The following is a 15,691-nucleotide window of genomic DNA, read 5'->3' as shown; positions in this document are numbered from 1 at the left end:
CTTCGACTCCAAAACCAGAATGGATACGCCATGCTAGATCGCGTTGGCATGTCACGTTGTGAACGCAAACGCAAAAAAGCCAGCAACGGGTGCTGGCTTTTGTTTTATCTCGACAGGGCGTTGTGCAAATTACACTTGGCCGTTGTCTTCCGCTTGTTTCGCTTGGATAGCGGTCAGTGCCACTGTGTATACAATGTCGTCTACCAGTGCGCCACGAGACAGGTCGTTCACCGGCTTGCGCATGCCTTGCAGCATTGGACCGATAGACACCAGCTCCGCAGAACGTTGTACCGCTTTGTAGGTGGTGTTACCTGTGTTCAAGTCTGGGAAGACGAACACGGTCGCTTTACCGGCAACCGGTGAATCCGGTGCTTTCGACTTAGCCACATTTTCCATGATGGCCGCGTCGTACTGCAGTGGGCCATCAATCACTAGATCAGGACGCTTCTCTTTGGCAAGACGGGTCGCTTCGCGAACTTTATCCACGTCAGCCCCTTTGCCTGAGCTACCGGTCGAGTAAGAGATCATTGCCACGCGCGGCTCAATACCGAATGCGGTGGCAGAATCGGCCGATTGAATTGCGATTTCAGCCAGTTGTTCTGCGTTTGGATCCGGGTTGATTGCACAGTCACCGTAAACCAACACTTGCTCAGGCAGCAGCATGAAGAAGACCGACGACACCAAAGAGGCGTTCGGCGCTGTCTTGATGATCTGCAGCGGTGGGCGAATGGTGTTAGCGGTAGTGTGCACGGCACCGGAAACCAGACCGTCCACTTCGTTGGCTTCTAGCATCATGGTACCCAGTACGACTGTGTCTTCCAGATGCTCTTGCGCAATCACTTCGGTGATGCCTTTGCTCTTACGCAGCTCAACCAAGCGGGCCACATATTTGTCACGCGCTTTTACTGGGTCAATGATTTCAACGCCTGCGCCCAGGGTGACGCCTTGCTGATCGGCAACACGTTTAATTTCTTCTGGGTTACCTAAAAGCACACACTCAGCAATTTTACGCTCGGCACAGATAGCGGCGGCCTTGATGGTGCGTGGCTCGTCACCTTCTGGCAGCACAATGCGCTTGGCGGCTTTACGCGCAAACTCGGTGAGCTGATAACGGAAGGCCGGTGGGCTGAGGCGACGCTCGCGGTTAGAACCAGAGCTGAGTGACTCAATCCAGTTGCCATCAATGTGGCTGGCTACGTGGTCGTTCACAAACTCAACACGCTCTTTGTCGTCAGCCGGGACTTCGAGGCTGAAGCTTTGCAGGTTGAGCGAGGTTTGCCAGGTGTTCCCTGCAGTGGTGAACACCGGTAGGCCCGTTTCAAAGGCACGATCACACAGTGCTTTGAGCTGGTCAGGGATGGCATAACCACCTGTCAGCAACAAGGCACCGATTTCTACGCCGTTCATCGCAGCTAGACACGCGGCGACGATCACGTCAGGGCGGTCAGCCGAAGTCACGAGCAAGGAGCCTGGGCGGAAGTGTTCAACCATATTAGGGATTGAACGCGCACAGAAGGTAATGCTCTTGATGCGACGTGRGTGAATTTCGCCTTCGTTGATAATGGTGGCGTTCAAGTGCTTRGCCATATCGCTAGCACGAGTGGCGATCAGGTCGATTTTCCATGGCACACAACCCAGTACACGGATTGGGCTGGAGTTGAAAATCTGCATCACTTCAACGTTGGTTGGACGTGCGCCGTCCGCTTCGTCAAAGATTTCTGACAGATCAGGGCGGGTGCGGCCAGCATCATCCACAGGCGCATTGAGCTTGTTGATGATCACGCCAGAGATATTGCCGTTTTTGCTGCCACCAAAGTTGGTGCACGCAAACTCGATACGCTCTTTTAGCTGGGCTGGGTTGTCGGTACCTGGTGTGGTGACAAAGACAATCTCTGCATCCAGCGTCTTGGCAATCTCGTAATTGATTTGGTTGGCAAACGGGTGGTTACGCGTGGTGACCAAGCCTTCAACCAGCGCCACTTCGGTGTTTTGGGTGGCGCGTGTGAAGCGTGCAAGCACTTCTTCAAGCAGCACGTCTTCTTGATCGGAGCGCAGCAGATTTTCGGCCTGGTTCATCGACATTGACTCGGCGACTTTCATATCACTGTTGGCGTGAATGATTTCCGTCGTCAGGTCTGTCACATCGGTGTCGTTACCGTGATGTGGCTGGGCAATGGGTTTAAAAAATGAGACGCGAACGCCTTTACGCTCCATCGCTCGCATGACGCCGAGGCTGACACTGGTCAGGCCGACGCCGGAGCCGATTGGGATTAGCATAATAGTACGGGACACGTTGACTTCCTCTTACTATCTGATTGGCGTGCCGGACAGGCCGGCACAAATATAAAAACGGCTGAGTGGAATCAGCCGTTGGGAATGGTCTTACAGGCCAGTTAGGCGCGCAGTGTCTTGCGCAATGACCAACTCTTCGTTGGTTGAAATCACCATCGCAGGTACACGGCTTTCGTCTGTGGTGATCACGCCTTCGCCACCAAAGCGGGCTTTCAGGTTACGCGCTTTGTCGACATCAACACCCAGTAGCGACAAGCGCTCAAGTACTAGTTCGCGGATTGGACCTGAGTTCTCACCGATACCGCCGGTAAAGACAATCGCATCAAGACGGCCGTCTAGGGTCGCGGTGTAGCTGGCTACGTATTTGGCAAGACGGTGACAGAACACATTCATTGCGCGAGTGGCTTCTTCTTTCTCGCCGTAGTTGTCTTCGACAAAGCGGCAGTCAGAGGTCACTTCAGTCAAGCCTTGCAGGCCAGACTCTTTGGTCAGCATGGTGTTGATTTGCTCAACGCTATAGCCCAGTGCATCGTGCAGATGGAAGATAATTGCAGGATCTAAATCACCAGAGCGGGTACCCATGACCAGACCTTCCAATGGGGTCATGCCCATTGAGGTGTCGACGGATTGGCCATTTTTAATCGCACAAACTGACGCGCCGTTACCCAGGTGGCAGTTAATGATGTTCACTTCATCAACAGGCTTGCCAAGCTGCTCAGCGGCGGCGTTAGCGATAAAGTAGTGCGAGGTACCATGCATGCCATAGCGACGGATGCCGTGCTCTTTATAAAGGTTATAAGGCAGCGCATACAAGTAGGCTTCTTCTGGCATGGTTTGATGGTATGCCGTATCGAATACCGCCACGTTTTTCAGCGCTGGGAAGGCTTTTTTCGCCGCTTCGATACCTACGATATGGGCTGGGTTGTGCAGCGGTGCAAAGCTGGCTGCATCGTGGATCCCTTTCAGTACATCGTCCGTAATTAATGCTGACTGAGTAAAGTGCTCTCCACCGTGAACAACGCGGTGGCCGATGGCACCTAGGTTCTCGGCAAGCTCAGGCTTAGAGGCAAGAATGGTATCAACAATGAAGTTCAGTGCTTCATTGTGTGCGGCACCTTCGCCGAGTTGGGCTTCATGCTTACCGTCCATTTTCCACTTAATGCGGGCTTCTGGGAGGTGAAGGCATTCGGCTAGACCGGTAAGATGCTCATCGCCTGATTGAGCGTCGACAATGGCGAACTTCAAAGAGGAGCTTCCGCAATTGAGTACGAGAACCAGCTTGGACATGTATGACTACCTATGTTTCGTAAGACAGAGTGTATTGAACAAAAAGGATAGTGGACAAACAGAGACACTACCTTTTTAAAAAAAGAATTATCTCATGCGTTGTCGCGGGGAAGAACCATCTTTATCCGTCCTGGATAAATGAACGCTCCGTCGAATACAACCAGATTAGGTTGCGAGACAATCGAATCCGAGCAACAATGATAAAGTGCGCTAAGGATAGCGGGACTTGATACAGATAACAAAAATTTTTTGAGCAATACTGGTTAATTTTGAAAGTTTTTAAACAGTTTGTTTAATTTTTATTGTAAAAGTTGAGTGACAGCGAGTCGAGTCACACTGAGTAAGTGAGGTAGGTATGGCAACGAATAAGTCAATCTGGCGCTGCCTGCAAGACGGTCAGAAGTACATGCAGGAATGGCCAATGAGAAAGGAGTTGGCACCGGTTTTTCCCGAAAATCGAGTGATCACCATGACTCGTTTCGCGATTAAAGTCATGCCTGCCGTGGCGGCAATCAGTGTATTGCTGCAGATGTCGGCCAATAATGTGCAAGGGCTACCGCAAGCGGTGATTGTGGCCTTATTCGCGTTAAGCCTGCCGGTGCAAGGTTTGTGGTGGTTGGGTAAGCGTCGTGATACGCCTCTGCCGCCGGCGCTTGCGGGTTGGTATCGCGAGCTGCATCAAAAGATCACCAGCGAAGGCCATGCGATGCAGCCGATTAAAAGCCAACCTAAGTACAAAGAGCTTGCACATGCGTTAAGCCGCGCGTTTAAAGTGGATCGCGCCGCGTTGGAGCGCTGGTTCTAACAGACACGCGGCGTCGCCGCTATCGAATAGCTATCGGCTATCGAATAGGTATAAAGAAGAAAAGATAAAAAACGCCGACCAGCTGGTCGGCGTTTTTGTCTGTGGGAAAGCGTGAGCGCTGAGCTATTTGGTTGCGCGCTTGCACTGGGCGTCACCTTGCCCCTGCATTTGGCTCACCGCTTGACGCATTTCATCCATCGACAGCCAACGCTGTGGCATGGGCAGTACGTGCAAGCGCAAGTCGGGCGCGTCGTCGCTCAGCATGGCTTGATCGCTCACCGCGGTGATCAGTGCAATGCGCAGTTCAGGGTTGCGGGCGTGAATTTGTGCGGCGGTTCCCAACCCCTCAGCCACGTGAAAACGCCCGGCGACATGCACAATTTGGCTGTTGGGGTGAGAGTCATGATACGCGACGATGCTTTCGGCCATGGTGGCATCCCAGGCAAGCTGAGCGGCATATTGCGCGTCTGTTTGGCTGGCGCTGCCATGGTGCATATTGGCCTTAAACTTGCGCTTATAGGCAGAATCTTGGGTATCTACGGTGTCAGCAAACCAGCTACGCTGTTGCTCGGACAGACTATCCAGGTAGGACAAACCTTGTTGACCAATACAGCGCACCAGTCGCTTGGGGGCGTTGGCAGCAATCACCTCGATTTGACGTTGCTTGGCCAGCTCAATCAAGGGGCGGTAGCTGCCGTCATAGTTATCCCAGGCATTGGCCTGTCGTTTTAACGTGTCTTCGCCTATCTCGCCAGCAAGATATTGGTTAAGGACTGGCTGTGCATCGCGACTGAACTGCTCCATCGACAGGGCCACCGAATGCTCTGAGGCGAGCTGACTGAGTAGTTCAGTTTGAAAGCGGTGTACACCAGGATGGCCGTGCCACTCGCCAATAAGCACCACATCGGCATCCGCGACTTGAGCGGTCACTTGGGTCAGGCGCAATGGCTCGCCGTTTGCGCGGGTGACTTGGTAGTCAAATAAGGTGGCAAGCGCATCGGTTTTCGCATGGAGCGCTGAGCTAGTGAATGCGATGCAGGCTGCGGCGAGCAAGGTATTGATGAGACGAACCGATACACGACCTTGTTTCATGGCTTTTCTCCTTGGCTATGATTGCTCTGCGGCGTGATGACGATATACGCGCAGGGTGAAGTCGGCGTCGCACTCAAAGGCCTCGCTGTTGGCTAAGGTGTCACGCCACTCATCTGATGCGCGCCAAGCAAAGGGCGTCATCTGCAGTAGCGTGAGGGCCTGCTCGCCGGCTAATGTCATCGGGTAATGTAGTGAGTGCTCACTTTCCAGCTGGAAGCCTGGTAATGACTCCGGTGGCGTTTCGTGTAAGCGCACTTCTTGATAGATACCGGCTTTTAGCTGAAATAGATGACGTGGACCTGGCGTGACCGTCACTACCACGCCGCCAGGCTTAATCACGCGATCTAACTCTTCACCGTTACAGGGCGCATAAATGCGTACCACACCATCAAGACTGTTGTCGGCAAACGGCAAGCGCTGGGAAGAGGCGACCGAGAACTGACACTGTGGATACCATTTGGCCGCATAACGTACCGCCACTTTGGCAATATCTAATCCGTGTACCGACCATTGTTGCGCTGCGGTTTGATCGGCAATTGCGTGGGTGTAATAACCTTCGCCACAGCCAACATCCAAAATGGTTTGGTGCTCGCCATCGAGCGCTTGGGTGAGGGCGTCAATCATCGCTTGGCGCATGGGGGCATAATGACCGGCATTTAAAAACGCCCGACGGGCTTGGGTCATGGCTTTATTATCGCCCGGATCTTTAGAGCGCTTAAATTGTACCGGAAGCAGATTGAGGTAGCCCTCTTTGGCGCGGTCAAATTGGTGATTGTTAGCGCAACAAGCGCCACGTGACCTAGCTTGCAGGGGCTGTTGGCACAGCGGGCATCGATAAATCATGGTTGTTCGGTGTGTTAGCGTGAATGGACGTAAGGGTACGGGCTTGCGAGGCATTCGACAAGCGCGGCGCGAGCAAATTAAACAGCCGCCTGGTGGGCGGCTGGCAATAAAGAGGGTTGCTTGCTCTGGTTTAGGCGGCGAGGATCTGCTCAATCTCGGTTAAGCTTAAGTGGAATTGGCGCGGGCACTCACGCCATAAAGCCAGCATGCGACGGTACTTTTCCAGCATGGGCATTTGGCTGTTAAAGCGGTGCTCGCCTTGATCAAATTGCGGATAGAGCCCCTCTGTATCGACAAGAAAGCGAACATAATGCACTAAAGCACCTTCAGTGGCGGCGTCAAAGCCCCAGAACTGCACGCGACGTGGTGATAAGGCGGCTTGGTTGGCGTCGTCTAGAAGGTTGTAAGAGGCCTGTATCGCATGGTGCATTTCCATGATATCGATGATCTCACGGCATTGGGTTTCACATAACGCCTCGAACTGGCTGATCACTTCCGCCATTTGCAAGCCGTAACCGCGCTCAATAATGGTTTGTAAGCGGCGATACTTTTCGCTATTAGAGGGATCGAGGTGGCACATTAATTGGTATTGATTAGATAAAATCAGACGTTGTGCAGGGGTCATATCCATCGCGGTTGGCCTCTTAACTTTCAAAGGTACAATAGTCGTTCATCAATTGATGAGGGAATAAATAAAGACTACCACCTCTATGAGGGGTAAATCTTGATCTGAGCTATGTCCGTAGCACGTTTATCACCCGCTAGTGGTTGTGTCAGTCAAAGGTATAAAAGGTCAGTGACTAGGGATTGAATATGTTTGAGTTCGCCGAAATGAGCGGTTGGCAATGGGGCGGCTGGTTATTGTGGGCAGCGGTGTTGTATCGGACCTACCCACCAGAGTTTTTCGCTAAGCTGCGCCAGGAAACCGGGTATCAGCATTTGGCGTTTTCCTCCGCGGTGGTGTTGTTTGCGCTGTGGGCGCTCCAAGCGGGGATCAAAGAAGGGCTGGATATCCACTTTTTAGGCGTGACCACCTTAGCCTTGTGTCACGGCTGGCGCATTGCCATTTGGATTGCCACTGTGCCATTGGCGTTGATGGCGGTGTTTGGTTTTGTTCCCGTTGCTGATGTGGGCATGACCGCATTGACCACGGCCGTGCTACCTATCACCTTTAGTTATGGCATTTTCGCGCTCAGTTACCACTATTTAACCCGGCATTTGTTTATTTACATCTTTATCGCTGCATTCATCGGCGCGGCGCTCACGATAGTGTTCCAGCTGTCAGTGACCTCGTTGTGGTATTGGTTAGCCGATAGGCACAGCTGGCAAGACATTGTGCATAACTACCTGCAAATTGCGCTACTGATGTGGTTCCCTGAGGCGCTATTAAACGGTATGGCAGTGACGGTGATGGCGGTGTACCGCCCGCATTGGTTGCGCACCTTTTATGACCGTGAGTATTTATCGCCAGAGCGTTAGGCCGTGTGTCAATGCGGCGATGACGGCAACATCTCGATGAAAAATGCCGCCAGTATTGCCCGGCGGCGTGCTCGATAATGGCCATCCCTGTGTTAGGTGGTGACTAAGTGTTAGGCAGTGACTAAGCCTTCTTTCGCATCGGCAGGGAGAATATCCATGGCGTTGCCGTATAACGGTGCCAAAGCCCGAACCACATCTGAGCGACTTATCACCCCTACCAAGCGCTCATCTCTCATCACCGGATAAATATAAGGGCGTGATAAGGTTTGCGTTTTAGCGCGTTCTAATGCCGACTGGGTAGTAAAGCGCGTAGCAATGCCCGCATCACTGACAGGGTACAGTACTTGGTTGTCAATGCTCATATACTGCGCCAGTTCAATCACCGATTGGTCTGCCTCAACGGTTTGTACCTCAGTGCGCATTAAGTCTTCGACTTTGGTGTCCATATCGGGTTGGTAATCATTCCACCATAAATCGACGAATACATCTTGCACCGAGAAAAAGCCGACTAATTCATTTTGCTTGTCGACCACCGGTGCGCCTTGTAACTGATAGCGGTTGAGTTGCTCTAATGCATCGGCCACAAACTGGTGGCTTTGCAAGGCGCAGTGAACAGGCTTCATGTTTTTTTCAATGGTTAAGGTTTCTTGGGTCATAGTAGGTCTCTCAGAATAATTTGCAGACGGGAGCGTCAATGCAGAAATGTGTGCGGTTTTGTGTTCTCTTTCTGGATTAATAATGAGCCAGTACCCCATGCCGACAAGGCCTGCGCCGCCGACAATATTGCCGAGGGTGACAGGGATTAAATTGGCACTGATAAACTGGATCAGGTTTACGTCACTAAAGGCTGCGGGGGAGCTGCCCACCGCTTGCCAAAAGCTGTCTGGTGCGAAGGTGGCGATGCTCATGCCCAATGGCACCATGAACATATTGGCCACACTGTGTTCAAAACCGGTGCTGACAAACATGGCGACAGGCAAAATCACCATCACGGCTTTGGTCAGAGGATTTTGCGAGGTGAATGTCATCCAAATCGCCAAACAAACCAACAAGTTACAAAGCACACCAAGAGAGAATGCTTGCAGCCAGCTGTGATGCAGTTTGTGCTGAGCCACATGAAGAGCGTTCAGCCCCCACTGCCCATCATCGAGCTGGTATAAGCCCGCCGCCATCACGATCAGCACCAACAAGAGCGCGCCACATAAGTTGCCGATATACACCCTTGCCCAGGTATAAAGCAGGTTGCGTGTACTGATTTTGCCGTTGGCGCGCGCGAGCATGGAGAGCACGGTACTGGTAAACAATTCCGCGCCGCCCAGTACCACAAGAATTAATCCCATGCTAAAGGCCAGCCCACCCATCAAGCGGGTGAGTCCCCAACCGGCTGTGCTCCCCGTGGTCACCGTGAGGTAAAACACGAACGCCAACCCGATAAATAGACCAGCCATCATCGCCAACCCGACGGCCATACGAGTCGACTTGCGCGGTTTACTCTCAGCGTATTGCTCGGCTTGCACCAGCAGTGCAGCGGGGCCGTCAGTGTGGATAGGGGTTACCATCGGCTGCCTCCTCTTTTGGCAATGCGTGCCCGACCTTGAAGACAAAAAAACATACTGGTTGTACTCCTTTTTAGACTGAATGTGAATAAATCCAGCCTATTCGCTTGGTTATCAGGAGTAAAATTGATATTGCTTAGGGTAATAATCACAAAAATTGATAGTCTGATGTCATCAAAGTCAGACAGTAAGGATCCTAGATGCGCTACTCACTCAAGCAGCTCGCTGTGTTTGAGGCGATTGCCGCGATGGGCAGTGTGAGCCGTGCTGCCGACCATTTAGCGTTAACGCAGTCGGCGACCAGCATGGCGCTTTCACAGCTCGAAAAGCTACTTGGTAGGCCGCTCTTTGAGCGCCAAGGCAAGCAAATGCAGCTCACCTATTGGGGAGCATGGTTGCGACCCAAAGCACGACAACTGCTGTTTGATGCGCAACAAATTGAAGCAGGATTTGATGGACAGCACATTATTAGTGGTGATATTGCCTTAATTGCCAGTCAGACCGCCGCAGAGCACCTGATCCCAGACCTTATCAGTATTATTGATAGTGATTTTCCCGAGTTGAGAATCGACTTTACGGTGAAAAATACGCAAAAGGTGATTGATAGTGTGCGCCGCTATCAACACGATTTAGGGATAATTGAAGGCCGTTGTGATGACAGCCGGTTGAAACAACAGGTGTGGTGCCATGATCATTTGGTGGTGGTGGCGGCCAAGCATCACCCTTACGCGCAGCGCGATCAAGTAAGTTTGGCGCAACTTGAGCAAGCGCAGTGGGTATTGCGAGAGCCGGGGGCCGGGACACGGCATAGTTTTGATAGTGCCATTCATGGCGTTATCGAAGATCTTGATGTGCGGCGAGAATATGAGCAGGTGCCGGTATTACGTACCTTGGTGGCCAATTCCAACTACCTCAGCTGCTTACCCTATCTTGATGTCGAGAAGTGGATAGAGCGCGAAGAGCTGGTGGCGCTGAATGTGCCTGAGCTAAATATGCGCCGGACACTGTCGTTTATCTGGCGAGCAGACGCGGCGGATAACCCGTTGCGTGACTGTATTATCCGTGAAGCCATTCGGATGACCAAAGCCCGCCGTCGAGAGATGTAAGTATCAAGGCGCGAAAAATAAGGATAAAAAAAGCCGGCCACGAGGTGACCGGCTGATGGGTACTGAGGGGCGTCAGGTTAATACATGACGTTATGACCATAACTGGCAATAATCGCTTTGACGTTATCCATCACTTCTTTTGATGGGGGCGAGACGTCTTGCAGTTCGTAATCATGGCCCAGTGCTTCCCATTTGTGTGCACCGAGCTGGTGGTAGGGAAGTAACTCGACTTTTTCGATGTTATCCATGTCTTGAATAAATTGGCCGAGACGATGGGCAGAGTCATCATCATCGGTATAACCAGGGACAACCACGTAACGAATCCAGGTTTTTTGCCCAATTTTGTGCAGATATTTGGCAAAGTCGAGCGTTCGTCGGTTTGATACACCGACTAAATCTTCATGAACCTCATCATTGAGCTGTTTGAGATCCAGCATCACCAAGTCGGTCGCATCAAGGACTTCATCAATCACCGGGGTGTGTTTGCGAATATAGCCGTTGGTATCTAAACAGGTGTGGATCCCTTCCGCGTTAGCGGCTTGGAAAAAATCACGCACAAACTCAGGTTGCAACATGGCCTCACCGCCAGATGCGGTCACCCCGCCACCCGAGGCGGTAATAAAATGGCGATAGGCACGCACATCTTTCATTATTTCATCCACGGTGACTTCTTTGCCGCCATGCGTGTCCCATGTATCACGGTTATGACAGTATTTGCACCGCATCAAGCAGCCTTGCATAAAGACAATAAAGCGGATGCCAGGGCCATCTACGGTGCCACAGGACTCAAATGAATGGATGCGACCAATTGTCGACATAGCTGTCTCCAGACTGCGAATGGCTATGCCGTCATTTTATTACAAACCCAGTGTGAAGATAAGGGAATTCCCGGCTTTTTCGCACTTCTCGCCTTGTATTACCCCCTCATTACACGCTTGACTCAAGCTTGATCACAGTTCCAATTTTTTATTGCCCAATGAGTGAGACGTTAACCAGATAAATTCCATACAGATTTTGTGACTCTTCCCTTTTTTGTCCAAACTGACGTGCGACACGTCGCCAAAGCGATACATGCTTATGCCAGGTTGCATGCAAGCAGGGATATGCTTGGTGTCAGGCTAGGATCAAAGCAAATGCTAGGACTTATAATGAAAAGAATCAGTGATCTGAGAGTGAAAAATAAGCTTGTTGCACTAATGCTGGTTGCCGTTGTGTTGCTGGCAGGGATCAGCGCGTACACCATCAACAAAGAGCGGGAGCAATCCTATGCTGAGCGGACGGCCTCGTTGCGCGCCAATATTGAGGTGGCGCAAAGTGTGGTGGCCTATTACCGACAGCAGGCACCACAAATTGGCGAACAAGAAGCCAAAGCACAAGCGATCGCGCAGCTTAATAAACTGCGTTACGACAGTAATAACTACTTTTGGGTGCTTAAACCTGACCTTACCATTGTGAACCACCCGCTAAAGCCTAAGCTAAACGGCACCAGTGCGGATGGGCTGACCGATGGTGAAGGGAAGCATCACTGGCGTGAGATGGTGGAAGTCAGTCAAGGTGCACAGGGTGGTGTGCTTGATTATACCTGGCGCTCACCTGAGGGCGAGATGAAGCCGAAAATCTCCTACGTTAAAAGGGTTGATGGCTGGGATTGGATTATTGGCTCAGGCGTGCATGTCAGTGATATTGAAGCACGGGTGATACAATCTGCGTGGCAAATCGGTGGTTTAACCCTGTTATCTGGCGCTATCTTGCTGGTAGCCGGTGGGTTTGTCAGCCGCGATATTGTGATGCCATTGGATGAGCTGGTAGAAAAATTCGATCGCATTGCGGGTGGCGATCTTCGGGTAGAGTGTGGTTATACCCGCCACGACGAAATAGGCAAGCTTGCTCGACGGATGGATACCGCGATGAGCAGTGTACGAGAGGCGCTGCGTGTTGCGCATGACGAAGCAAAACAATCGTCGACCATGGCGTCTTCAATAGCGTCGGCCAGTGAGGAAAGTGCACAAAGTATTCAATCTCAACGTGCGCAACTTGAGCAGTTGGCCACGGCGATGAACGAAATGACGGCCACCGTGGCCGATGTTGCCGATCACGCCGAGCAAACCGCGCAAGCCACCAATGACATTTCCTCAATGGCGGACGATGGCAACCATAAGCTAGACAGCACGGTGGCCAGTATTCGTGAGGTGGCTGAGCGTATTGCCGCGGCGGATAAACTGGTGAATCAAGTGAAACAAGGCGTGATGGAGATCAGTGATGTGGCGACGGTGATCCAGGGCATCTCTGAACAAACCAATCTCTTGGCGCTTAACGCCGCCATTGAAGCGGCCCGTGCCGGTGAGCAAGGCCGAGGCTTCGCGGTGGTCGCTGACGAAGTGCGCTCGCTTGCACAAGGCACGCAAAAATCGACCACCCAAATTCAAGGCACCATAGAATCACTGACCAACAACGCGATTGAAGCGGCAGAGGCGATGACATCAAGCCATCAATCCAGTGAAGACAGTGTCAATACGGCGCTAGAAACCCAAGAGCAATTGAAAGCCATGGTGAGTGCCTTGCATGGCTCGAATGACCGCGTGGTACAAATTGCCGCCGCGGCAGAAGAGCAGGGGACGGTGTCAGAAGAAATGAACCAAAACGTGAGCAACATTCACAACTCAGCCAACGAGATTAGCGGTGCCGCCTCGCACCTTGCTGAGCAAAGCCAACTGCTTGCTGATTCAGCCCGTGAGTTGGACAGTAAGTTGGATCGCTTTGAAGTGGTGTAATCGCTGATTATCCCTGGCGGGTGTGTTGACTCGCCGTTAGCCAAGGCCGACGTGCTGGCGGCAAGTCTGGATAAATCGGGAAACAGAGCGATAAATAGGCCGATAAACAAAAACCGCCAGCATTGCCGGCGGTTTTTTCTTTGRGCGTTAACCCTKCTTTATCGCTTACAGTGAAGAGGTAAAGGTACGGGTAATCACGTCTTGTTGCTGCTCTTTGGTCAGCGAGTTAAAACGTACCGCATAACCTGATACGCGGATGGTCAGTTGAGGATAGTTCTCAGGGTGCTCCATCGCGTCCAGCAACATTTCACGGTTCATCACGTTAACGTTCAAGTGCTGGCCACCTTCTTGGCCGCTTTCGTGGTGGAAGTAACCATCCATCAAGCCTGCCAAGTTAGCGCGTTGTGCGTTTTCGTCTTTACCCAGTGCATTTGGCACGATAGAGAAGGTATAAGAAATACCGTCTTTGGCGTGGGCAAATGGCAGTTTACCAACAGATGTCAGTGACGCGACGGCGCCTTTTTCATCACGGCCGTGCATGGGGTTAGCACCTGGGCCAAACGGCATACCGGCTTGACGACCGTCAGGAGTGTTACCCGTTTTCTTACCGTAAACCACGTTTGAGGTGATTGTCAGGATAGACTGAGTTGGAACCGCATCACGATACGTTCTCAGTGAACGGATCTTGTTCATGAAGCGCTCGACCAAGTCACAGGCAATCGCATCAACGCGCTCGTCGTTGTTACCAAATGCTGGATATTCGCCTTCGATATCAAAGTCGATAGCAATACCGTCTTCGTCACGAACTGGCTTCACTTTGGCGTATTTAATCGCGGCTAGTGAGTCAGCCGCCACCGAGAGACCGGCGATACCGCATGCCATGGTGCGATGTACATCACGGTCGTGGAAGGCCATCAGCGCCGCTTCATAGCTGTATTTGTCGTGCATGAAGTGGATGCTGTTCAACGCAGTTACGTATTGTTTTGCTAACCAATCCATCAGGTGATCCATGCGGTCCATGACTTTGTCATAGTCCAACACTTCATCGGTCATCGGCGCGTGCTCAGGGGCAACTTGGATTTTCAGCTTCTCGTCAATACCACCGTTGATGGTATAAAGCAGCGTTTTCGCCAAGTTGGCACGGGCACCGAAGAATTGCATCTGCTTACCAACAATCATTGGCGAGACGCAACATGCAATCGCATAGTCGTCATTATCAAAGTCAGTGCGCATCAGATCGTCGTTCTCGTACTGGATAGACGAGGTGTCGATCGAGACTTTGGCACAGAACTTTTTGAAGCCTTCCGGCAACTGCTCAGACCAAAGCACGGTGATGTTTGGCTCTGGGCTTGGTCCCATGGTGTATAGGCTGTTTAGGAAACGGAAGCTGGTACGTGAAACCAGTGGACGCCCGTCAACACCCATACCGGCAACAGATTCCGTTGCCCAAATTGGGTCGCCAGAGAAGAGGTCATCATACTCAGGCGTACGCAGGAAGCGCACCATACGCAGCTTCATCACGAAGTGATCGATCAGCTCTTGCGCTTGCTCTTCAGTCAGTTTGCCCGCCGCGATATCGCGCTCTAGATAGATATCGAGGAAGGTAGAGGTACGGCCCAGTGACATGGCAGCACCGTTTTGGGTTTTCACTGCACCCAAATAACCGAAGTATGTCCACTGAATGGCTTCTTGCGCGGTTTCGGCAGGGCGAGAAATGTCACAGCCGTATTTTGCGGCCATTTCTTTCAATTGACCCAGTGCGCGATGCTGCTCTGCAATTTCTTCACGCAGCTGCATGGTCATTTGCAGATCTTCGCCGTTTTCGAATTTCTCTTGCAACGAATCGAATTGGGCTTTCTTGTCTTTCATCAAGAAGTCAATACCGTACAGCGCAACGCGACGGTAGTCACCGATGATACGGCCACGGCCATACGCATCAGGCAAACCGGTCAACACGCCAGATTTACGGCACTTCAGGATTTCTGGGGTATAAATATCGAAAACACCTTGGTTATGGGTTTTACGATATTCCGTGAAGGTTTTCTTCACTTGTGGATCGAGTTCGCGGCCGTAGGCGTCGCATGAGCCTTGAACCATACGGATACCACCATTAGGTAGCATGCCGCGTTTCAGTGGCGCGTCAGTCTGCAGACCAACAATCTGTTCCAGATCTTTCTCGATGTAGCCGGCGTCGTGAGACGTCAGGGTAGAAACCACAGACGTATCAAAATCAACCGGTGCATGCGTCGCGTTCTCTTGCTTGATGCCTTCCATCACGCGCGCCCACAGTTTGCGAGTGGCGTCAGTTGGCTCAGAAACTAGGAATGATTCGTCGCCCTCGTAAGGGGTATAGTTTTTCTGGATGAAGTCGCGAACATCAACTTCTTTGCTCCAGTTACCTTCAACAAATCCTTCCCATGCATTGGAAACGTGCTCAGACATGTTGCACCTACCTGTACT

General features: G+C 51.8%; 12 protein-coding genes. 4 read left to right on the top strand and 8 right to left on the bottom strand.

The features are described from left to right. Nucleotides 1–129: 129 nt before the first annotated feature. Nucleotides 130–2,277 (bottom strand): phosphate acetyltransferase, encoded by a 2,148-nt coding sequence (gene pta / locus BZG13_RS04200; protein WP_077485322.1) that lies wholly within the window; start codon nucleotides 2,275–2,277, stop codon nucleotides 130–132. Nucleotides 2,278–2,382: 105 nt separating this feature from the next. Further along, complete coding sequence (locus BZG13_RS04195) at nucleotides 2,383–3,579, bottom strand: acetate kinase (RefSeq protein ID WP_077485320.1); 1,197 nt, start codon at nucleotides 3,577–3,579, stop codon at nucleotides 2,383–2,385. 355 nt (nucleotides 3,580–3,934) lie between these two features. On the opposite strand from BZG13_RS04195, the gene yfbV reads away from it, so the two are divergent. Beyond that, a complete protein-coding gene (gene yfbV / locus BZG13_RS04190) occupies nucleotides 3,935–4,384 on the top strand; it encodes a terminus macrodomain insulation protein YfbV (RefSeq protein WP_077485317.1) in 450 nt (149 codons plus the stop codon). Nucleotides 4,385–4,507: 123 nt separating this feature from the next. Here the strand turns inward: yfbV and BZG13_RS04185 are convergent, their stop codons facing one another. The 3 genes from BZG13_RS04185 to BZG13_RS04175 form a co-directional block, all read right to left on the bottom strand. Beyond that, nucleotides 4,508–5,476 carry a ChaN family lipoprotein gene (locus BZG13_RS04185; RefSeq protein ID WP_077485314.1) on the bottom strand — a complete coding sequence of 323 codons (969 nt, stop codon included), beginning with the start codon at nucleotides 5,474–5,476 and terminating at the stop codon, nucleotides 4,508–4,510. Nucleotides 5,477–5,491: 15 nt separating this feature from the next. Next, nucleotides 5,492–6,319: a 23S rRNA (guanine(745)-N(1))-methyltransferase gene (rlmA, locus tag BZG13_RS04180; protein WP_077485312.1), complete on the bottom strand. Its 828-nt coding sequence runs from the start codon at nucleotides 6,317–6,319 to the stop codon at nucleotides 5,492–5,494. A gap of 130 nt (nucleotides 6,320–6,449) precedes the next feature. Next, nucleotides 6,450–6,950: a YfbU family protein gene (locus tag BZG13_RS04175; protein ID WP_069361047.1), complete on the bottom strand. Its 501-nt coding sequence runs from the start codon at nucleotides 6,948–6,950 to the stop codon at nucleotides 6,450–6,452. A 200-nt stretch (nucleotides 6,951–7,150) separates the two neighbouring features. Here BZG13_RS04175 and BZG13_RS04170 point away from each other — a divergent pair, with 200 nt between their 5' ends. Then, nucleotides 7,151–7,798, top strand: a complete 648-nt coding sequence (locus tag BZG13_RS04170; RefSeq protein WP_069361173.1) for an energy-coupling factor ABC transporter permease — start codon at nucleotides 7,151–7,153, stop codon at nucleotides 7,796–7,798. 110 nt (nucleotides 7,799–7,908) lie between these two features. Here the strand turns inward: BZG13_RS04170 and focA are convergent, their stop codons facing one another. Next, on the bottom strand, nucleotides 7,909–9,357 hold the full coding sequence (focA, locus tag BZG13_RS04165; RefSeq protein WP_077485309.1) for a formate transporter FocA: 1,449 nt from the start codon (nucleotides 9,355–9,357) through the stop codon (nucleotides 7,909–7,911). Nucleotides 9,358–9,554: 197 nt separating this feature from the next. Between focA and BZG13_RS04160 the strand changes: the two genes are divergently transcribed. Beyond that, nucleotides 9,555–10,460: a LysR substrate-binding domain-containing protein gene (locus BZG13_RS04160; protein ID WP_046073653.1), complete on the top strand. Its 906-nt coding sequence runs from the start codon at nucleotides 9,555–9,557 to the stop codon at nucleotides 10,458–10,460. 77 nt (nucleotides 10,461–10,537) lie between these two features. On the opposite strand, the gene pflA is transcribed toward BZG13_RS04160, so the two are convergent. Beyond that, entirely contained in the window at nucleotides 10,538–11,278 is a 741-nt protein-coding gene (gene pflA / locus BZG13_RS04155) for a pyruvate formate lyase 1-activating protein (RefSeq protein WP_069361043.1), read from the bottom strand. 330 nt (nucleotides 11,279–11,608) lie between these two features. Between pflA and BZG13_RS04150 the strand changes: the two genes are divergently transcribed. Then, nucleotides 11,609–13,231, top strand: coding sequence for a methyl-accepting chemotaxis protein (locus BZG13_RS04150; protein ID WP_158074865.1), 1,623 nt, complete (start codon nucleotides 11,609–11,611; stop codon nucleotides 13,229–13,231). 165 nt (nucleotides 13,232–13,396) lie between these two features. Here BZG13_RS04150 and pflB read toward each other — a convergent pair whose 3' ends face one another. Beyond that, entirely contained in the window at nucleotides 13,397–15,673 is a 2,277-nt protein-coding gene (gene pflB, locus BZG13_RS04145; protein WP_077485303.1) for a formate C-acetyltransferase, read from the bottom strand. Between the last annotated feature and the right edge of the window lie 18 nt (nucleotides 15,674–15,691).

Origin of the sequence: Salinivibrio sp. ML323 (genome assembly GCF_001995745.1) — a bacterium.
GTDB classification, from domain to species: Bacteria; Pseudomonadota; Gammaproteobacteria; order Enterobacterales; family Vibrionaceae; genus Salinivibrio; species Salinivibrio kushneri.
This window is presented reverse-complemented; position numbering and strand designations above follow the sequence as displayed.